Here is an 18,591-nt window from a genome sequence, read left to right as displayed (position 1 = left end):
AAGATTATTTTTAGAGTATTGCTAATTAAGTGATATTTTCAATATGTTTACGCAAGTATTATTTACAACAGAGATGGTTTTCCAGATGTGGACCCGCATAAATTTCATGGTAAAGATATTCCGCACATCAAACTAGATCCTAAAATGACCATAGAAGATTTAGTAAACGTTTTTTCAAGTTCAGGATTCAATGGTAGGCAATTGGGAGATGCTGCAAAACTTTATGCAAAAATGATCAAAGAAAATGCAACAATTTGTCTTACTGTTTCAGGTGCAATGACACCAGTTGGTTTTGGAGGAATAATCAAAACATTAATTGAAAGAGGGTTTGTGGATTGGATTATTACAACGGGTGCAAATGTGTATCATGAAGATCACTTTGCATGGGGATTGCCGGTAAAACAAGGTAGTTTTGATGTAGACGATATGAAATTGTATGAGAATGAAATTGTTAGAATTAGAGATGTGTATATCAAATTCTATGAGACGTTAGAGGCAGAAGATCAAGTAATTCAAAAAATGTTTGAAGATGAATTTACAGATAAGCCGTTCACCACTGCAGAGTTTTGTAATTTAATGGGAAAAATTAGTAAAGAAAAAGCAAAACACCCAGAAAAGAGTTTCATTACGACTGCATATGATTATGATGTTCCAGTCTACATTTCAACTATGAAAGATTCTTCATTAGCTCTAAATCTCGCAGTTCACAGATTACAAGACAAGACATACAGCTTAGATTTTGTAAGAGAAATTATTGAACAAGCAGCAATTCTATATGATTCTAAAAAATCAGGAATATTGGAATTAGGTGGAGGAGTTCCAAAGAACACAGCTCAGCAAACAGGTCCATTACTAGACCAAATTCTAAGAAGAAATGACGGAGGGCAAGATTACATCATACAAATTACTGATGCAAGACCAGACACAGGAGGATTGTCAGGGGCAACATTGCAAGAAGGAAAAAGTTGGGGCAAAGTACAAGATGCCCATCATGGAATGGTTACAGTGTATGCAGACGCGACAATTGCATTTCCAATTCTTGCATTGTATGTACTAAGTAATCAAAAGACAAGAAAACCAAAAAGACTATACAAAAAATTAGACAAGATGTATGATAAACTAAGTAAAGATTATTTGAAAAAACCAGTAAACAAAAGAAAGACTAAGAAGAAAAACTAAAACCTATCAAATCTTGCCCGTTCAAGTTCACGGTCATCTTTAGACTCTTTTTTGTATTCTTTGTAATGTGTTTTACAAAGTACTGTTTTTTTGCCGGCAGAATTTACTCTCAAGCCAGCATTTTCGACTTTGGCAGTATTAAGCGAACGTGCACCATCATCATCACATCCATCAACATTACATTTTGCGCCTTTAGATACTAGACCCATATCATATCTAATCCAAGATGTTATTTATATTTGAAAATTCCAAGATGATCAAACGATAGGTTCATCGTTTATAAGAGGAATATTTTTTTCTCAGTTCATGGGTGGAGCAAAAAAACCAACTGCTGCAAAGAAAGACACATCATCTAGTAAAGACTCTAAAAAAAGTAAGAAAGACAAAGGTGAAGGCGGTCCAAAGAAAGCAGAGATCACAGTAATGGTTAACGAGCAACAAGCAATGAAGATCATCCAAAATGCCAAAGTGATTACAGTTCAAGACATGGCAAGACAAACAGGAGTAAAAATTTCTGCTGCAAACAAATTCCTTAAAGAATCAGCAGAAAAAGGAATTGTAAAAAGAGTTGGCGGTTATTCAGGACATCACTTGTATCAAGCAGTTTCTTCATAGATACATAATACATCTCCAGATTTAACATCCTTTAACGCATCAATGTTATCAGATAATTTTCCTATAGGAGTCATAGTTTTAGCAGATGCAACATTATTTGTAAAAAAACAAAAACTTCCAGATGAAGGCAAGAATGCAACATCACCTTTCTTAAATTCGGATCTTGCTCTCTCTATACCAGAATCAACAGATGTTTCAAAATAGACAATACTTTTTCCTAAAAGATGGGCATGTCCTTCCAATGGCAAAGATCTCATAATTGTCCCAACAGTTCGAGGGGACAGATGACGTTTTAGATCACATGAAATTTTTGCCTTGCCTCTAATTTCCAAAATTAGTTGTTTTCTAGATACAGATGAGGTACTCAATTCGTAGTTTAAAATGATTAGATTATATAACGTTTTAAGAAAAAATCGGTACTTGTCTGATTCCAATAAAACTGAAGCCGTAGCAGTTGCTGAAGACGAAATTTCAGCAACAGATGAAATTGCAGAGCCAGAAGTTGAAACAAATGCAGGATTAAACAAAGCACTTGATACTTATCGAAAACTAATTGAGAAGAAAGTTGATGCAGAGCCATTAACTGAAAAAGAACAAGATGATCTTGAAAAGAAGATCAAAGAAATTGAAAGTAGAGAAATTGTTGAAACTGTGGAAGAACATGACCCAACAGAGATTCCTTGTGAAAAAAACAAGATTACGATTGGCCCACCAACATTAACTAGATTTGAAAAGGCAAGAATTATGGGTGCAAGAGCATTGCAGTTGTCTCTAGGAGCACCGCCATTTATCCCAATTCCAAAAACTGCTAGAATATCATTGGATATCTCAATGGAAGAGTTAGAACAAAGAGTGATCCCAATCACAATCAGAAGAGTTCTTCCAAACGGAGATTATCAGAATATTCCTATCGACTACTTTGAAAAATGAATCATTGGTCGATAAAACTTAAAAGAAGATAAAATTGCTGATTGTTGAATAATGCTCAATGACGAGACACATGAACCGCAAGGTCACGAGCAGACCGAAAAGTCTGATGAATCTATAGTGCATATTGGAAATGATCCTGTAATGCAATCTGCATTAGATGTATTGCCAATATTAGGAAATAAGAAAAAAGTCATAATCAGATCAAAAGGAAACTCCATACCAAATGCAGTGGCAGTTGCAAACATTATTACAGAAAAAATGCTTAATGGAAATTCCAAAATAGATAAAATTAAGCTTGACACTGATGCAGAAGCAGGTATTGGAAGGATGACTTCGACTATAGAAATTATTTTACTTAAAATTTAGTATACACTGCCTGGACCTTTAAGAAGCATATTTTCACATTCTTTGCAAACTTGCTCATCAATATCAGATTCCAAGTTATGATGTATCTCACAGATCAACAGACTTGATTTGATATAGTTGCACAATCCAATGAATTTAGACAAGCTAGATGGAGTGTATGCCATATCAGAGGAGAGATTTTCACTTAGTTCATCAATTAGGTCTGCAACTTGTTTTTCTGCCAAGAGTTTTGCAATTAAAGAAGGATCACCTCTAGTGCCTCGAATGTAATTGCTAACTGCAGCTTGTGTAACTCCAAGCATTTTAGATATTTCATCTTCTCTAATGTTGTGATCTTCAGCTAGTTTTTTTGCAAGAATTGCACGTAATGCAGGAATTAGAGTTTTAGATTCAATCTCAGCAGGAAGGAGCATTTACTCAGAGGTATTTCATAATGAATTTAAAGTTTGCAGAAATTAGTCTGGCCAAATAGTACCAAGGTCAGGCATATCTATTTTAATTTCAAAAGGTTCTATTTTGCATTGGATAACACCTCAAAGGATCTTTATGAGGCATTAAAAGAATCATGTAATTATTGCAAATCAAATTTGATTTCTTTATCAGGAGGGCTTGATAGTTCAATTATTGCATATTTTCTCAAAGAAAGGAAACCAAACACATTGGCAATAATTGCAGAAGATTTTGTTTCAACAGATCTAACATACTGCCAATTAGTTTCAAAAGAAATGGATTTACCATTAACAATTTACAATGTAAAAACTGCAGAAATTCTTGAAGCAGTTGAACAAACAATAAAAATTCTAAAAAATTTTAACGATATTGAAATTAGAAATAATGTTGTCATGTATCTTGCCATAAAATGGGCAAAAGATAATGGAGAAAAATCAATTATTACAGGAGATGGTGCAGATGAACTATTTGCTGGATATAATTTCCTAGTTCATAAATCAGAAGAAGAATTAGAATCTGAGATCAACAGAGTGTGCTCAATTATGCATTTTCCAACACAAGAGATCGGTAAAGCACTAGGAATTGAGATAGAATCACCATTCTTGAATGATAAAGTGATCAGTCTAGCAAAAAAAATCCCTGCAAATTTGAAAGTAAAAGAAGAGAACAAAAAAAGACATGGAAAGTGGATTTTGCGTAAAACATTCGAATCTTACATTCCAGAACAGATCACATGGAGAGAAAAATCACCAATGCAAGAGGGTTCAGGAACATCAGGATTAACAAATCTGTTTGAATCAATTATTGAAGAAGAAAAGTATGTTGAAAAGAAATTAACTGTTGAAAAAGAAGACAATGTGATCATCAGAAGTAGAGAATCAATGCACTATTATGAGATTTTTAAGAAATTATACGGTTCTCCTGTAGACAAAGAAGCAAAAACTGTGTGTCCATACTGCAAACATAAAGTTGAGAATTCAAAATTTTGTAGAATGTGTGGGGCTTTTCCTATTTGAGACTATTTGTATTTACGAGGTTTCTTGATGAATATTCTTCTGCATCCGTTACAACAAAAATAGAATTTCTTTCCATCATGTTCATGTAACAATGCAAGTTCTTCATCAAGTTCAATTCCACAAACAGGATCTACTGGCACAAGTTTTTCTCCTGTAAATTCTATTTATAGATTGACCAAAAGATCTTACTAGGAGTTAACAATTTCAAGGATTTTTTTTGGCAGATTGCCAAAATCAGAGTCAGGTTCTGCTGCAACATACAAAATATCTTCATTAATTGGAACACTGATTGCTAAAGCTCGTTCACGAGAAGCCAATGCAAAATTTACAGTTCCAAGTTGCTTATCAAACTCTCGTCTCATTTTTACACGTAAGGCAAGCTCCATGAAAATCATTTCGTCATCTTTTTCACTTTCCAATGGTTCAACATTTGGTTTCATTCCACCTGCAACCAATCTTCCTCTTTCATTAATTACACCAGCAAATCTAATTTTTGGGTCAGCATCTTTGATTGCATCACAGATTTTTGAGTAATCATATATCTTTCCAGACATGCGTCTTCACTCAAAGATCCCCCACTTATTAGCTTTCTATAAAATTTTGAAGTTGAGATGAGGAAGTTCTAAGAAGTGAGTTTTTTTACAAGACCAAGAAACTCGTCATCAGAATAAGGAGGGATTTTCATCACTTCAAGATTCTCAGACACATGTTCTGCAGATTTTTGACCAACAAGAGGGGCAATCACACCAGGAGAAGAGCGAATGAATTGTAATGCTCGCATGGAAGGTTTCAAATCACTAAATTCAGGCATCACACCAGGTTGCAACAATCTTCCCTGCATTAATGGAACACTTGTAAAAACACCAATTCCCAGTCTTGTTGCAGATTCTAAAACAGAAATAGGTTTACTATCAAGTGTTTGAGTTTTTCCAAGTAATGCTTGATCATAATACAAATTGAAAGGTAGTTGAATGAATCTGAACCCATGATCTTCTCCACCGACTTTTTTTGCCATATTTACAGTATCTTCTAGTGAAAGATATTGAGGATTTTCAGTTGGAACTCGAAAACATTCCCATGTGGCCATTCCATAAAATTTGATTTTACCTTCATCACGTTTTTGTTCATATAATTCAAAAACAGATTGGAGGTTTTGCAAAAATTGCTCTTTTGAAATATCTTTGATTTGTCCTTCAACTGCATTGTGAAGATACATCAAATCAACACATTCTAAATCAAGATTTTTTAAACTACGATCTAATTGATCAGAAAGGTATGCAGTAGTCATACAGTGATAACCTGAAGTGATATCACCTTCTTTGACTATTCCCTTGTCAGTGTACTCTTGTTTTACCTGTTCCCAAAAACCTAACTGAACATCAGCATCATTTGTAACATATCCATTTTTTGTGGAAACAAATATCTGATCACGAGAGATTTTATTTTCCTGAATCAATTCAGAGATGGCTTTTCCAACAGATCTCTCTGCTTTTTGAGCTCGATAGTTTATTGCAGTATCAATTACATTGACACCAGATAAGATAGATTGTTTTACTGCACTAGATACTAATTCATCAGTTCTAGCATCAGCATCACCAAGATATGTCCCAACCCCAACATTTGATAAAGTCAAATTTTGGAATTCTTTGAAATTATCTTGATTTACGCCTGAATTTTGGGCAAATTGTTTGGTTCCTTCAGAGGTTGCAAATCCAGAAATCATGTTTTTGGGTAGTTTTTACTAAATTTATGTTTAAACTGTGATTCCAATCAAAAAACTTAGGACAAATAATGCACCAGTGATTCTACTAAACATCAAGGTAGAAGACATGAAAGGAACTAGTTTTTCAACAGAATCATAAGTCTTTTTCAAACCAAATCCAGATTTTACTACAAGAGGAATACTAAGAAATGTGATCAAAGTGATTGTTGGAAATAAATTTAAAGATACTCCTAAAATTATTACACAGTAAGAAACAAGAGGAAATATCCAAAATAGTTTGGTGGCCTTTTGTTTGCCAACTGCAATAACTAGAGTCTTTCTTCCTTTTGATTTATCAGCATCATGATCAGGAAAAGACGCAATAAACAAAACTAGAGAAGACAGTGAGCCAACCACAATTCCTGCAAGAATAGATTCTATAGTAATTTGTCCGGATTGAATGAAAAAAGTACCAATTACAATCATAGAGCCTTTTACTGCAACAAAAAATTCACCCAATCCAGAATCAACAATTTTAGTAGAGTAAAAGTAGATAGACAATATTGCAAAGCCTAGAATAATTGCAATGATTATTCCATCAGTAATTACAAAGTATGCTCCAATTGCAGAACCTATAACCAAAAAAGCAATTCCTGCACGATAGACACTAGATGGTTTTAGTAATCCTTCTGGAAGAACGCCCGTGCCACCACTCATCTTTGTTTTTGGAGTTTTGGTATCTATACCGCGTTTAAAATCCCAAAAGTCATTTAGCAAGTCAACACTGGCATGCAATGCCATAACTCCTGCAAAAGTTAAAAATGCATCAAATGGCTCAATGGTAAAATTTTGCCACCAATTTAGAGCAAGACCAACAGATACTGCAATTACTGACGCCAAAAGGAAACGAATTCGAATAACCCTAAACCATACAGAGAGCATTATGAATAATACAGGTTTTCAGTATAATATTCATGAGATTAAGCGTTAGGTCATTATTTATAAAAAAAATCAACCAAATCTTATCATGATTATTGGAAGGATTTTAGAAAATGAAAAGAGAGTAAAATTTGATGAAGATATTATTTGTAAAAATTGTGGCAAAAAAGTCCCAGGAGGACTACAAACAGGCGAATCATACTATCAAACACAAGAATTTCAAGTGGAATTAGAGAATTTCAAGAAAAATTATCTTTGTGGAATTTGCCGAGACAAAAAACGTAGAGACCAAGATGGATAAATTTTTGAGAAAATCAGACTAGAGATTCATCAGTTACTTCAATAGGTTTTCTACCCATAAATCCAGAGTCTTTTTCATGCCAGAATTTTATCTCTGTTTCACCATACTTCCAGCACAACCAAATTTCATCATCAAATCGTTTAGAAGGAAAATCAAGTAATCCTTGCTCTATACTTTTTACTACAACCCCGGTACTTTCAAGAATTTCAACTGATTCATAGAATTTGGTAATTGCTGAGTTTAGTTGTTGTTTTATAGTCACATATTCTTCAAAAGAATTAGTTGTAGAGACACTCATTTGTAATTCCTGTTCGAGTTTTTTTACTTCATTTTGTTTTGCCAAAGCATATTCAAATTTCTTTATCACATCAGGAAGGGCTTCATTTGCTTCATTTGTAGTAAAAAATGAGAACATGTAGATTCTGGATAGTTCTGAATTAAAAATCTTAGGTGCAAATTTATTAGTAAAACTGTATGTTGAAAAACATGAGTGAAGATCAATTAGAGGCACTGATAGTTCAAACAATTAATGGTGCAGTGGCAACAATTCCAGCATACCTTGATGAGATAAAAGAAAACAAAGAAGTTCTAAAGGTGGAAGATCCAAAAGAATTTGTTTATGGAATTGTGATGGGCATGGCATTAGGAATGAGTGGAGCAATACTTAGTGCACAAAAAGAAATGCCAACGCCAGAAGATCAAATCAAAGTCAGAGATATTGTCTATAAGCACATACCAGAGATTAGAGAACGGATTTTCAGTTGATTGAATTTAATGAAAAAGAAACAGAGTTTCTAAATTCATTAGAAGAGGCAAGAATAGCAACATCACATGATGATATTCCTCATGTAAAACCAGTATCTTTTTTGTTATACAAAAATGCAATTATTATTGCAACAGATTACGAAACACGAACCTACAAGAATTTGAAAACAAATCCAAATACAAGTGTGGTAATTGATATTTACAAATCAGGAGAACACAAGGCAATAGTAATCCAAGGAAAAACAGAGGCGGTAGAAAACGGAGAAGAATTTCAGAAATTTTATGAAATATTTCATGAAAAATTTGAATGGGTTAGACGAAACCCTTGGAAAGAAAATGAGGCACCGTTTCTCAAAATTACCCCCAGTAACAAAAGCAGTTGGGGTCTGAACACAAAATAATAGTCTATTCCATTAAATTGGAATTTTATTTTCTTTTAGTCTTTAATTTTTTTGCTCTAGGTTTTGATCGAAGTAAACGTCCACAGCACGGACACCATAATCCTTCCCAGTCAATGAATAATTCACATTCAGGGCATCTTTTTTGTCCCAGTTCATATCTACTGCCATCAAGACCAGTACTTGTTGCCTTGTATTTTTTACAAGATCCGTTACAATGCACAAAAGATTATGAAATGAGATATAGAAAAACAATTTCATTATTTTCAAATGTTTGAGTAATCAGCATCCCAACAAATAAAGAGCACAGTCAAAGGAAAAAAGCATGTCAAATAAGATCAAATGTTCGCACATTCTTGTCTCAAAGCAGAGTGAAGCGCTTGCAATAATGGAGAAATTAAAGAATGGTGAAAAATTTGGAAAATTGGCAAAAGAACTATCCACAGATTCAGGCAGTGCCAAAAAAGATGGCAATTTAGGCTATTTTACAAAAGGCATGATGGTAAAACCATTTGAAAATGCAGCATTCAAACTGCAAATTGGAGAGATATCTGAGCCTGTGAAATCAGAATTTGGGTACCATATCATCAAAAGATTCGGATAAAATCATAGGTATGGCAGTACTTACAGAAAAAACAATAGATGAAATTTTAGATTATTTAGAAAAATCAATTACAAATCTTGCCAAAGATGCATTTGAGAATTTGGAAGTAGGTGGAGGATTTGATGGGACAATTAACTTTCTAGAAAGTCAATTTGAAATTAGACTAGAAAACCTGCTTGTGGCAAAGGGTTCGGGCACACATCATTTAGAATCAGGAATGAAAAATAAAATCATTCAGAAAAAACAAACAATTATTCAAAACATCACAAAACAATACAAAAATTAGATAAATGCATCTAGACCTGTTTTTTTAGAAACAATTTCTTGATTTTTTTCTAACACTTTGGTCATTTTATCACCCATTGCTTTTGATGCAGACATTTTTCTCTTACCAATCCAATAATATGTTTCATCAATAGTATTTTTTGCAATCAGTACAACCAATTTTCCAGTATCTTTTCTTCCAGTCCTGCCACGTCTTTGAATAAATCTAACAGAACTAGGGACATTGTCATAAAAGATAACTTGGTTTACCTCAGCAATATCCAATCCTTCTTCGCCAACACGAGTTGCAATCAAAACATCAAAGACCCCATCACGGAATTTTTGTACAGTTTCAATCTGCTTTTTTTGTTTTAGTCCTGTTTCTCCTGCTTTACCAATCAAAATTCCAGCAGAAACTCCAAGTTCAGTTAGTTTACTGTGAATTAAATCAACAGAATCTCGATAACTAGTAAATATCAAAGCTTTTCCAGGAACAGATTCTAGGATATCTTTTAGTTTAGGAATTTTAGAGTGTTCAATTCCTCTAGATTGAGCTTCTTTTGCAAGATGCATTGCACGAGTAAAATTTGGGTCAACTTCAAAGAGTTCCTTTACTCCTGCACCTTTTTTTGCCTTGGCACGCTCACAAAACTTCAAGAAAGGTGTGATTCCATGTGCTTCTAAGATGTTTAATGCGTAATGAATTCGAATTGCAGTGAATAATGGTTTTGCAGAACGTCTATTTTGATTTAACACAAATTGTCTAATTCTCAACAAAGCAGAAAGTGATTGTTGTTCAGCTAGTTTGATTCCATTATCACGTAATGTTTGATATCTTTGATCAAGAGCTGATTTGAGTAATGTCTGGATTGTTTTTAGTTCAGGTGGTAGTTCGACATTTATCCATTCAGTGTTTGTCTCTTGTGTGTATGGTTTTACATCAGGGCTGTTTTCTGTTCGTTCTGCAACACTTGCAATTTTTAATTTAGTTAAAATCTCAGTTGCCTTGTCTTTTTCACTAGGCAATGTTGCAGTCATTCCGACAATTCTTGCATCAGAGTTAACAAAACGTTCTGCAATTCCAGAATATGCATAATCACCAACTGTCCTATGTACCTCATCAAAGATTACAAGATTGAATTGATTAGATGAAACAATTCCTCTATCCAAATCATTTTTTGCAATTTCAGGAGTAGCGCAAATCACACTAGTGTTCCAAAGTTTAGTTCTTTTTTGAATTGTATCTTCTCCAGTTATCAGAGAAATATCATCTAATGTGAGATTCTCTTTTAGAAATTCATAATGTTGGTTAACAAGAACTCTTGTAGGTGCCAAAAACAATGCACCACCATTAGATTTAGAGAGATATTCAGCAATTACTTGTAATGCAATTGCAGTTTTTCCAAGACCAGTTGGCAAAACAACAATACAATTTTCAGAGATGGCCTGATTTGCAAGATTTACTTGGTAATCTCGTTTTTCAATAGAGTCTTTTTTGACATATTTTCTTTCAATAAATTCAGTCAATTGATAAAGAAAATTTGTAATTTATCGATTTTATGCTTTCGTGTAGTTAACCATTGACAAACGCATACTCTTTAGTTTCAAATGGACAAAAATTTGTGCCTAAGAGGGATATTTTTTCTAAAAAAATCAAAAAAACATGCCCATTTTTATCCCATTATTCTAAGATAATGGCATGAGTGAGAAGAATCCCAACGAAGAATATTTTCAATCATTGTTAGAGTCATTGAACAAAGATCCTAATTGGAGAATAGTAGAAGAACAATTAGAAAAATACGAATTAATCAAAAAAGATCTTACACCAAAACAACAAGCAATAATTTCAGAGATGGGAAGAGCAATGTTAGCATTGGCAGATTCACAACCAAAAATCATAATTGACAAATTCTTAGAATTGGCTCAAAATCTAGATAAAAAATAAAAAACGAACAGGAAAATCAGTCTAGTTTTTTCTTTGCTCGATTAATCATAGCAGTCTCCTCACGGAGATGTTTTTTCAGTAAACGCTCATGTGCTTTTTTATGAACACTGTAAGCTTTGTTCAAAGATTTTTTTGTTTTTGCTCTTTTTACAGCATTGTTGAATTTTTTGTGGATAGCGCTTACTTCAGCAGTATAACTTGCCATCAAATCTTAAGTCAAAATCATGTTAAAGAAGTTTACGGGTAGTTATTCACGAACATCTTGATCGCAAAAATTCAGAGATTAACGTGATCCATATATTGAACAGACAAACAGATTTGTTATTGAGTACTTTTGAGAGACCAAATTGGGATGAATATTTTATGTTGCAAGCAGAACTTGCAAAACTCCGTTCAAACTGCATCACAAGACAAGTAGGAGCAGTGATTGTCAGAAACCACAGACAATTGGCAACAGGGTATAATGGAACTCCCCCTGGAATAAAAAATTGTTTTGATGGAGGTTGTAAAAGATGCCAATTAAGAATGGAAGGAAAAATAGAGTCAGGAGCATCACTTGATAGGTGTCTCTGTAATCACGCAGAAGCTAATGCAATAATGCACTGTGCAATATTGGGAATCGAGGCAGGAGTTGAAGGGGCAGTATTGTATACCACGTTTGTTCCATGCCTAGAATGCACTAAAATGGCAATCACAATAGGGATTAGGAAATTTGTGTGTCTTGACTCTTATCCAGAAACAGACTTTGACTTGCTAAAAGAAGCAGGGGTAGAAGTCATACAATTAGATAAAACAAAAATTGCAAAATGGGCACAAGAACTAGTTAACAAATACAATTCTGGATGATAAAATGCAAGTCAACATGGAAGAAACCAAAAAAATAGAATCAATGCCACCATCCATGTTAGTATCAGCTACATATGATAACAATTCAAAATCAGCAGTTTTAAAATTCTATGAACCAGAATCTAAAAAATTATTTTTATGGAAAGATGAGGTGGGACATAAACCGTATTGTTATTCACGATTAGCTCCGGAGGAATTGGATTTTCTTCAAGAAAGAGATGATGTTTTAGAAATTAAAACAACTCAACGCTATGATTTAATCAAAGACAAAGAAATTGACATGTCAAAAATTACCGTAGCAGACCCGCTAGCAATTGGAGGTACTGCAGGAGACAAGAGTATCAGAAATGTGATAGAGACATGGGAATCAGACATCAAATATTATGAAAATTATCTATACGATAGAAAACTAATAGTTGGAAAATATTATGAAATCAAAGATGGAAAAATAGTATCACATGATCTTGAGATTTCTGATGAAGTAAAAATTGCTCTAAAGAGTTTGCTGTGGGATAAAGTAGACAGCGAAAGTATGGTAGATGCAGAAGAATTCAAAGAATTTGTTTCAGAATGGGCAGACTTGTTGAATCAACCAATTCCAAAAATAAAACGACTCAGTGTAGATATTGAAGTAGAAGCTGAAATTGGAAGAATTCCAGACCCAAAAATTGCTGAAAAGAAAGTTACTGCCATTGGATTGAAGGGATCAGACGGATTTGATCAGATATTTGTGCTCAAAACAGAGGGGACTGAACAAGGTACAAACGAATTGGACCAAAACATCAAAGTGACATTTTATGATTTAGACAAAGAAAAAGATATGATTTATGATGCATTTAAGATAATCAAAGAATTTCCATTTGTTGTAACATACAATGGTGATGAATTTGATTTGCCATACTTGTACAACAGAGCAGAAAGACTTGGAATAAAAAATTCAGAAAATCCATTTTACATGATGAGAGATTCAGCAACACTCAAACAAGGAGTTCATCTTGATTTGTATAGAACTTTTTCAAACAGATCATTTCAAATCTATGCCTTTAGTCAAAAATATACAAATTTTTCATTAAACGCAGTTTCAAAAGCATTACTTGGAAAAGAAAAGATAGACTATGGGTTAGAATTTGACCAGTTAACACTCTATCAAACTGCAAACTATTGTTACAATGATGCTTTATTGACGTATGAACTTACAAGTTTTAACAGCGAACTGTTAATGCAACTACTTGTAATTATTGCAAGAATTGGCAGAATGCCAATTGATGATATTGCAAGAATGGGGGTGTCGCAATGGATTCGTAGTCTTTTGTATTATGAACATAGAAAAAGAAATTGCCTAATTCCAAAAAGACAGGAGCTTGAAAGAAGATCAGAAGGAGTAATGTCTGATGCAGTAATCAAAGATAAAAAATACAGAGGAGGACTAGTCGTTGAACCAAAAGAAGGAATTCATTTTGATGTGGTTGTGATGGACTTTGCAAGTCTATATCCAAGCATCATCAAAGTCAAAAATCTATCATATGAAACTGTAAGATGTGCACACGAAGATTGTAAGAAAAATGAAATTCCAGGAACAAACCACTGGTCATGCTCAAAAAAGAACGGCTTAACATCAATGATTATAGGCTCACTAAGAGACTTGAGGGTAAATTACTACAAGAGTTTATCAAAAAAAGAGACACTAACTGAAGAGCAAAGACAACAATACACAGTTGTCAGTCAAGCACTCAAGGTAATTCTAAACGCAAGTTATGGCGTAATGGGTGCAGAGATATTCCCATTGTATTTCCTGCCAGCAGCAGAAGCTACCACAGCAATTGGAAGACATACAATTTTAGAGACAATCAAAAAGTGTGAAGCAGCAGGAATCGAAGTTCTTTATGGAGATACAGATTCACTGTTTATCAAAAATCCAACTAAAGAACAAATTCAAACAGTGATTGAGCAAGCCAAAAAAGATCATGGTGTTGATTTAGAGATTGATAAAACATACAGATACTGTGTACTAAGTAACAGAAAGAAAAACTATCTAGGAGTTACCAAAGAAGGCAAAGTAGATGTAAAAGGTCTTACAGGAAAAAAATCACACACTCCACCATTTATCAAAAAATTATTTTTTGAATTGCTTGATGTGTTATCTGAAGTTCAAACAGTTGAAGACTTTGAAAAAGCTAAAAAACAAATTTCAGAAAAAATTGCAACATGTGGTAAAAAAGTAGAAGCAAAAGAAATCCCACTAGAAGATCTGACATTTAATGTGATGCTTAGTAAAGCACCATCAGAATATACAAAAACAATTCCACAACACATACGAGCTGCAAAACAACTTGAAACCATACGGGAAATAAAAAAAGGAGACAGGATTTCCTATATCAAAATTCTAAACAAGCCAGGTGTCAAACCTGTAGAGATGGCAAAAAAAGAAGAGATAGATTCCAAGAAATACATGGAGTTTATGGAATCCACGCTTGAGCAGATTACATCATCAATGGATTTAGATTTTGATACAATTTTAGGAAAGCCAAAACAAACAGGATTAGACGAATTTTTCTGGAATTAGTGAGAATAATGGAAATCGATGGAACGTTACTAACAATTCTAGGAGTGGCTGCAGGAATTTTGATTCTTACTGGATGGGTTGAGCAAATCTACAAGGGTTACAAGACAAAAAGCCTCAAAGATGTTTCAAAATTTTTGATGATATTCATATCAGCAGGTGCAATTTTGTGGTTAATTTATGGAATTATAGTAGAAGATGTCTTTATCATTGGAACAAATCTAGCTGCAATTGCTTTGATGATGATTGTATTAGCTATGAAGAAAACATACGATAAAAGATTAAGAAGTTAAATTAAAGATTAAATACAATACAAGAAGGTTCAAAGAAAGATGTTTGTAATTAATTGTAAAAATTATGAAGAAATCTCAGGAGAAAAAATTATCAAATTTGTAAAGACTGCTGAAAAAATATCAAAGAAATTCAAAGTAAAAATTGCAATTTGTCCACCACAGCACTTGATAGGAGTTGTAGCAAATAGCTCAATTCCGATTTTTGCACAACATGTTGATGACTCCAAAGTTGGTAGCACAACAGGTTTTGTAATTCCAGAACTGTTAAAAAAATCCAAAGTTAATGGGTCCTTAATCAATCATAGCGAACACCGAATTTCACCAAGTGAGATCAAAAAACTAGTATTAAAGCTCAAAGAACTAAAAATGACATCAATTGTTTGTGTAAAAGATGTTGTAGAAGCTAGGAAATATGCAAAACTAAATCCAAACTATATTGCAATAGAGCCTCCAGAGCTTATTGGTTCAGGAAAAGCAGTATCAACTGAGAGACCAGAATTGATAACAAAGGCAGCAATCGCAGTGAAAAGTGCAAATAACAACACAAAACTTCTTTGCGGTGCAGGAATTGTTTCAGGACAAGATGTCTCAAAGGCAGCAGAGTTAGGATCAAAAGGGATCCTTGTGGCAAGTGGCATAATCAAAGCAAAGAATTGGGACAAAATAATTTCTGAATTTGCCAAGGCATTAGTTTAAAAAGCCAAAAAATTTACGCATTCTTGCATGGCAAAAACAAAACCAGTTTATGCATTTGAAGAGGCAGACAGCAAAAAAAGAATGCTTCTAGGCGGAAAAGGAGCAGGTCTAAGCGAGATGACTAGACTAAAACTTCCAGTACCACCAGGATTTACGATTACAACGGAGGTTTGTAACAAGTACTATGAAAACAACAGAAAGCTTCCAAAAGACGTCATGTCATTAGTAATGAAAAACATCGAAAAAATTGAAAAAAAGACAGGGAAAAAATGGAATTCAACAAAGAACCCATTACTAGTATCAGTACGATCGGGTGCAGCAATATCAATGCCAGGAATGATGGATACAATTTTGAATTTAGGATTAAATGAAAAAACACTAGAAGGATTAGCAACACAAACAAAGAATCCACGTTTTGCATGGGATTCATATCGAAGATTCATCCAATTATTTGGAAAAGTTGTATTTGGTGTAAATGATGAAAAATTTGATCACGTATTAGAATCTGCAAAGACTAAACAAGAAGTAAAAGACGATAGTGAACTAAATGTAGAATCGCTAAAGAAAATTGTATCAGAATATAAGAAAATCTGTGAAAAACATACTAAAAGAAAATTCCCAGATTCTCCAAATGAACAGCTAGGGTTAGCAATAGAAGCTGTTTTCAAAAGTTGGATGGGAGAAAGGGCAATAGTTTATCGTGAAAAAAACAACATTACAAAAGATATTGCAAATGGAACCGCAGTAAATGTAGTCACCATGGTATTTGGAAACATGGGAGATGACAGTGCCACAGGAGTGGTATTTACAAGAAATGGTCATAATGGTAAAAAAGAGATTGAAGGGGAATACCTAATCAATGCACAAGGTGAAGATGTTGTTGCAGGAGTTAGAACTGGAAAGAATGTTGCATTGTTAAAAAAAGAGATGCCAAAATCTCATAAAGAATTAAGCAATGCATGCTCAAAATTAGAAAAACACTTCAGAGAACCACAAGACATAGAGTTTACAATTGAACAAGGAAAATTCTACTTGCTTCAAACTAGAACTGCAAAGATGAGTGCAGGAGCATTAGTAAAGACATCAGTAGACATGGTAAAAGAAAAACTAATTGATAAAAATAAAGCACTAACAAGAATTCCAGCACAGCAGTTAGAAGCATTACTCCATAGAACAATGGATGAATCAAAATTAAAGAACTTCAAGCAATTAGCAAAAGGAATTGCAGCATCACCAGGTGCAGCAAGTGGAATTGCAGTCTTTGATGTTAAAAAAGCAATAGAGTTAGGAGAGGCAGGAAAGAAGATTATTCTAATTAGAAAAGAAACAAAACCTGAAGACGTTCCAGCATTCTTTTCATCAGAAGGAGTATTGACAAGTTTAGGAGGAAAATCATCTCATGCAGCTATTGTATCAAGAGGAATGGGTAAGCCATGTATCGTAGGTTGTTCAGAATTAAAAATTGATTATGACAAGAACACATGTACTGCAAACGGTAAAACCGTAAAAGAAGGAGAGATAATTACAATTAATGGTAGTGTGGGAACTGTGTTCATTGGACAAGTTCCAACTGTTGAACCAAAAGTCACTAAAGACTTTGAGCAAATTTTAGAATGGGCTCAAAAAACCAAGGTTCTAGGAATTAGAGCAAATGCAGACACGCCAGAGGCAGCAAAACTTGCAAGAAAGTTTGGAGGCCAAGGTATTGGTTTGTGTAGAACAGAGAGAATGTTCAATGCAAATGACAGAATTGGGCTATTTGTAGATATGATTATGGCTGAAAATATCGAACAAAGAGCAAAAGTGCTAAAGAAATTAGGACAATTACAAAAAAGTGATTTTATTCAAATTCTAAAAGCAATGGAAGGTTATGAGGTCACAATCAGACTCTTAGATCCACCGTTACACGAGTTCTTGCCAAACCCTGAAGAGCTAGCAGAAAAAATTCAGAAATTAAAAGCAAAGAAGGCAACTAAAGAAATCAAAAAATCAGAAATCGTTCTAAAAAGAGCAAGAGAACTTGCAGAAGTAAACCCAATGATGGGCCATAGAGGAGTAAGGGTAGGAGTAACATACCCAGAAATCTATGAAATGCAAATTCAAGCAGTATTTGATGCATTGGTAGAACTAACTAAAAGAAAAGTAAAGGCACATCCTCAAATCATGATTCCGCAAATCAGTAGTATTGCAGAATTAAATCACATTAAGAAAATTTATGACTCTATAAAGAAAGAAACTGAGAAAAAACACAAGATGAAATTAAACATTAACTTTGGAACAATGATTGAAGTAGTAAGAGCTGCATTAACTGCAAATGAACTTGCAACTACTGCAGAATTCTTTAGTTTTGGTACCAACGACCTTACTCAAGGAACATTTAGCTTCAGTAGAGAAGATGTAGAAGGAAAATTCCTTCCAGAATATATGGAAAAAGAATTACTTGAAAGAAGTCCTTTCCAATCAATTGATGTCAATGGAGTTGGAAGTCTAATTAAAATCGGAATTGCTCATGGTCGTGGAATAAGAAAGAACATGGAAGTTGGTATTTGTGGAGAACACGGAGGGGATCCTGATTCAATAAAATTCTGTCATGCTGCAAAACTCAGTTATGTTAGTGCATCCCCACATAGAATTCCTATTGCAATTGTTGCTGCAGCTCAGGCTGCCATAGAAAATCCAAAAAGAAAATAATCCAGTATAGTTTAATAGAGATTTAATTCTA

27 protein-coding genes are annotated in these 18,591 nt (G+C 33.8%); 16 read left to right on the top strand and 11 right to left on the bottom strand.

Going from position 1 to position 18,591, the window contains the following annotated elements; all coding sequences use genetic code 11:
- Window positions 1–87: 87 nt before the first annotated feature.
- Window positions 88–1,179 (top strand): homospermidine biosynthesis protein, encoded by a 1,092-nt coding sequence (locus ACQY22_RS07695; RefSeq protein WP_428324111.1) that lies wholly within the window; start codon window positions 88–90, stop codon window positions 1,177–1,179.
- Here the strand turns inward: ACQY22_RS07695 and ACQY22_RS07690 are convergent.
- Window positions 1,176–1,388, bottom strand: a complete 213-nt coding sequence (locus ACQY22_RS07690; RefSeq protein WP_428324110.1) for a hypothetical protein — start codon at window positions 1,386–1,388, stop codon at window positions 1,176–1,178. The two genes, ACQY22_RS07695 and ACQY22_RS07690, sit on opposite strands and share 4 nt — an antisense overlap.
- Window positions 1,389–1,485: 97 nt before the next feature.
- Between ACQY22_RS07690 and ACQY22_RS07685 the strand changes: the two genes are divergently transcribed.
- Entirely contained in the window at window positions 1,486–1,794 is a 309-nt protein-coding gene (locus ACQY22_RS07685) for a MarR family transcriptional regulator (protein ID WP_428324109.1), read from the top strand.
- On the opposite strand, the gene ACQY22_RS07680 is transcribed toward ACQY22_RS07685, so the two are convergent.
- Window positions 1,776–2,126 (bottom strand): cyclophilin-like fold protein, encoded by a 351-nt coding sequence (locus tag ACQY22_RS07680; RefSeq protein ID WP_428325539.1) that lies wholly within the window; start codon window positions 2,124–2,126, stop codon window positions 1,776–1,778. The genes ACQY22_RS07685 and ACQY22_RS07680 overlap by 19 nt on opposite strands.
- 88 nt (window positions 2,127–2,214) lie before the next feature.
- Between ACQY22_RS07680 and ACQY22_RS07675 the strand changes: the two genes are divergently transcribed.
- Window positions 2,215–2,724 (top strand): DNA-directed RNA polymerase subunit K, encoded by a 510-nt coding sequence (locus tag ACQY22_RS07675; RefSeq protein WP_428324108.1) that lies wholly within the window; start codon window positions 2,215–2,217, stop codon window positions 2,722–2,724.
- Between the two features lie 51 nt (window positions 2,725–2,775).
- Window positions 2,776–3,090, top strand: a complete 315-nt coding sequence (locus ACQY22_RS07670; RefSeq protein ID WP_428324107.1) for a DNA-binding protein — start codon at window positions 2,776–2,778, stop codon at window positions 3,088–3,090.
- On the opposite strand, the gene ACQY22_RS07665 is transcribed toward ACQY22_RS07670, so the two are convergent.
- Window positions 3,087–3,503 (bottom strand): transcriptional regulator, encoded by a 417-nt coding sequence (locus ACQY22_RS07665; protein ID WP_428324106.1) that lies wholly within the window; start codon window positions 3,501–3,503, stop codon window positions 3,087–3,089. The genes ACQY22_RS07670 and ACQY22_RS07665 overlap by 4 nt on opposite strands.
- 108 nt (window positions 3,504–3,611) lie before the next feature.
- On the opposite strand from ACQY22_RS07665, the gene ACQY22_RS07660 reads away from it, so the two are divergent.
- On the top strand, window positions 3,612–4,556 hold the full coding sequence (locus ACQY22_RS07660) for an asparagine synthase C-terminal domain-containing protein (protein WP_428324105.1): 945 nt from the start codon (window positions 3,612–3,614) through the stop codon (window positions 4,554–4,556).
- 2 nt (window positions 4,557–4,558) lie between these two features.
- Here the strand turns inward: ACQY22_RS07660 and ACQY22_RS07655 are convergent, their stop codons facing one another.
- The 4 genes from ACQY22_RS07655 to ACQY22_RS07640 form a co-directional block, all read right to left on the bottom strand.
- Window positions 4,559–4,696, bottom strand: a complete 138-nt coding sequence (locus ACQY22_RS07655) for a YHS domain-containing protein (protein ID WP_014963322.1) — start codon at window positions 4,694–4,696, stop codon at window positions 4,559–4,561.
- A 48-nt stretch (window positions 4,697–4,744) separates the two neighbouring features.
- Complete coding sequence (locus ACQY22_RS07650) at window positions 4,745–5,110, bottom strand: DUF6659 family protein (protein ID WP_428324104.1); 366 nt, start codon at window positions 5,108–5,110, stop codon at window positions 4,745–4,747.
- 68 nt (window positions 5,111–5,178) lie between these two features.
- Window positions 5,179–6,279, bottom strand: a complete 1,101-nt coding sequence (locus tag ACQY22_RS07645; protein WP_428324103.1) for an aldo/keto reductase — start codon at window positions 6,277–6,279, stop codon at window positions 5,179–5,181.
- A 30-nt stretch (window positions 6,280–6,309) separates the two neighbouring features.
- Window positions 6,310–7,200, bottom strand: a complete 891-nt coding sequence (locus ACQY22_RS07640; protein ID WP_428324102.1) for a prenyltransferase — start codon at window positions 7,198–7,200, stop codon at window positions 6,310–6,312.
- Window positions 7,201–7,285: 85 nt separating this feature from the next.
- Here ACQY22_RS07640 and ACQY22_RS07635 point away from each other — a divergent pair, with 85 nt between their 5' ends.
- The gene (locus ACQY22_RS07635; RefSeq protein ID WP_428324101.1) at window positions 7,286–7,498 is read left to right on the top strand and encodes a hypothetical protein; all 213 of its coding nucleotides are present in this window, start codon (window positions 7,286–7,288) and stop codon (window positions 7,496–7,498) included.
- Between the two features lie 13 nt (window positions 7,499–7,511).
- Here the strand turns inward: ACQY22_RS07635 and ACQY22_RS07630 are convergent, their stop codons facing one another.
- The gene (locus ACQY22_RS07630; RefSeq protein WP_428324100.1) at window positions 7,512–7,913 is read right to left on the bottom strand and encodes a DUF2203 domain-containing protein; all 402 of its coding nucleotides are present in this window, start codon (window positions 7,911–7,913) and stop codon (window positions 7,512–7,514) included.
- 71 nt (window positions 7,914–7,984) lie between these two features.
- Here ACQY22_RS07630 and ACQY22_RS07625 point away from each other — a divergent pair, with 71 nt between their 5' ends.
- Both ACQY22_RS07625 and ACQY22_RS07620 read left to right on the top strand, forming a co-directional pair.
- Window positions 7,985–8,263: a hypothetical protein gene (locus ACQY22_RS07625; RefSeq protein WP_428324099.1), complete on the top strand. Its 279-nt coding sequence runs from the start codon at window positions 7,985–7,987 to the stop codon at window positions 8,261–8,263.
- A complete protein-coding gene (locus ACQY22_RS07620; protein ID WP_428324098.1) occupies window positions 8,260–8,664 on the top strand; it encodes a pyridoxamine 5'-phosphate oxidase family protein in 405 nt (134 codons plus the stop codon). The genes ACQY22_RS07625 and ACQY22_RS07620 overlap by 4 nt, the downstream gene beginning before the upstream one ends.
- 25 nt (window positions 8,665–8,689) lie before the next feature.
- On the opposite strand, the gene ACQY22_RS07615 is transcribed toward ACQY22_RS07620, so the two are convergent.
- Window positions 8,690–8,884, bottom strand: a complete 195-nt coding sequence (locus tag ACQY22_RS07615) for a hypothetical protein (protein ID WP_428324097.1) — start codon at window positions 8,882–8,884, stop codon at window positions 8,690–8,692.
- A gap of 102 nt (window positions 8,885–8,986) precedes the next feature.
- On the opposite strand from ACQY22_RS07615, the gene ACQY22_RS07610 reads away from it, so the two are divergent.
- A complete protein-coding gene (locus ACQY22_RS07610) occupies window positions 8,987–9,265 on the top strand; it encodes a peptidylprolyl isomerase (RefSeq protein ID WP_428324096.1) in 279 nt (92 codons plus the stop codon).
- Between the two features lie 10 nt (window positions 9,266–9,275).
- Window positions 9,276–9,551, top strand: a complete 276-nt coding sequence (locus ACQY22_RS07605) for a hypothetical protein (RefSeq protein WP_428324095.1) — start codon at window positions 9,276–9,278, stop codon at window positions 9,549–9,551.
- Here ACQY22_RS07605 and ACQY22_RS07600 read toward each other — a convergent pair.
- Window positions 9,548–11,056: a DEAD/DEAH box helicase gene (locus ACQY22_RS07600; RefSeq protein ID WP_428324094.1), complete on the bottom strand. Its 1,509-nt coding sequence runs from the start codon at window positions 11,054–11,056 to the stop codon at window positions 9,548–9,550. The two genes, ACQY22_RS07605 and ACQY22_RS07600, sit on opposite strands and share 4 nt — an antisense overlap.
- 172 nt (window positions 11,057–11,228) lie before the next feature.
- Here ACQY22_RS07600 and ACQY22_RS07595 point away from each other — a divergent pair, with 172 nt between their 5' ends.
- Complete coding sequence (locus ACQY22_RS07595; protein WP_428324093.1) at window positions 11,229–11,474, top strand: hypothetical protein; 246 nt, start codon at window positions 11,229–11,231, stop codon at window positions 11,472–11,474.
- Window positions 11,475–11,490: 16 nt separating this feature from the next.
- Here ACQY22_RS07595 and ACQY22_RS07590 read toward each other — a convergent pair whose 3' ends face one another.
- Window positions 11,491–11,679 (bottom strand): hypothetical protein, encoded by a 189-nt coding sequence (locus ACQY22_RS07590; RefSeq protein WP_428324092.1) that lies wholly within the window; start codon window positions 11,677–11,679, stop codon window positions 11,491–11,493.
- Between the two features lie 119 nt (window positions 11,680–11,798).
- On the opposite strand from ACQY22_RS07590, the gene ACQY22_RS07585 reads away from it, so the two are divergent.
- Genes ACQY22_RS07585 through ppdK form a run of 5 tightly spaced genes read left to right on the top strand, consistent with a single transcriptional unit; the run spans window position 11,799 to window position 18,560 of the window.
- On the top strand, window positions 11,799–12,320 hold the full coding sequence (locus ACQY22_RS07585) for a deoxycytidylate deaminase (protein ID WP_428324091.1): 522 nt from the start codon (window positions 11,799–11,801) through the stop codon (window positions 12,318–12,320).
- Window positions 12,321–12,324: 4 nt separating this feature from the next.
- Window positions 12,325–14,883: a DNA-directed DNA polymerase I gene (locus ACQY22_RS07580; RefSeq protein ID WP_428324090.1), complete on the top strand. Its 2,559-nt coding sequence runs from the start codon at window positions 12,325–12,327 to the stop codon at window positions 14,881–14,883.
- Window positions 14,884–14,891: 8 nt separating this feature from the next.
- Window positions 14,892–15,173 carry a SemiSWEET family sugar transporter gene (locus tag ACQY22_RS07575; RefSeq protein WP_428324089.1) on the top strand — a complete coding sequence of 94 codons (282 nt, stop codon included), beginning with the start codon at window positions 14,892–14,894 and terminating at the stop codon, window positions 15,171–15,173.
- A 39-nt stretch (window positions 15,174–15,212) separates the two neighbouring features.
- Window positions 15,213–15,869, top strand: a complete 657-nt coding sequence (gene tpiA, locus ACQY22_RS07570) for a triose-phosphate isomerase (RefSeq protein WP_428324088.1) — start codon at window positions 15,213–15,215, stop codon at window positions 15,867–15,869.
- A gap of 27 nt (window positions 15,870–15,896) precedes the next feature.
- On the top strand, window positions 15,897–18,560 hold the full coding sequence (gene ppdK / locus ACQY22_RS07565) for a pyruvate, phosphate dikinase (protein WP_428324087.1): 2,664 nt from the start codon (window positions 15,897–15,899) through the stop codon (window positions 18,558–18,560).
- The last annotated feature ends 31 nt before the right edge of the window (window positions 18,561–18,591 follow it).

It is taken from the genome of Candidatus Nitrosopumilus sp. (assembly GCF_965263415.1).
Taxonomy (GTDB): Archaea; Thermoproteota; Nitrososphaeria; order Nitrososphaerales; family Nitrosopumilaceae; genus Nitrosopumilus.
Note: the sequence above shows the minus strand (reverse complement) of the source record. Positions and strands in the feature narration are given on the sequence as shown.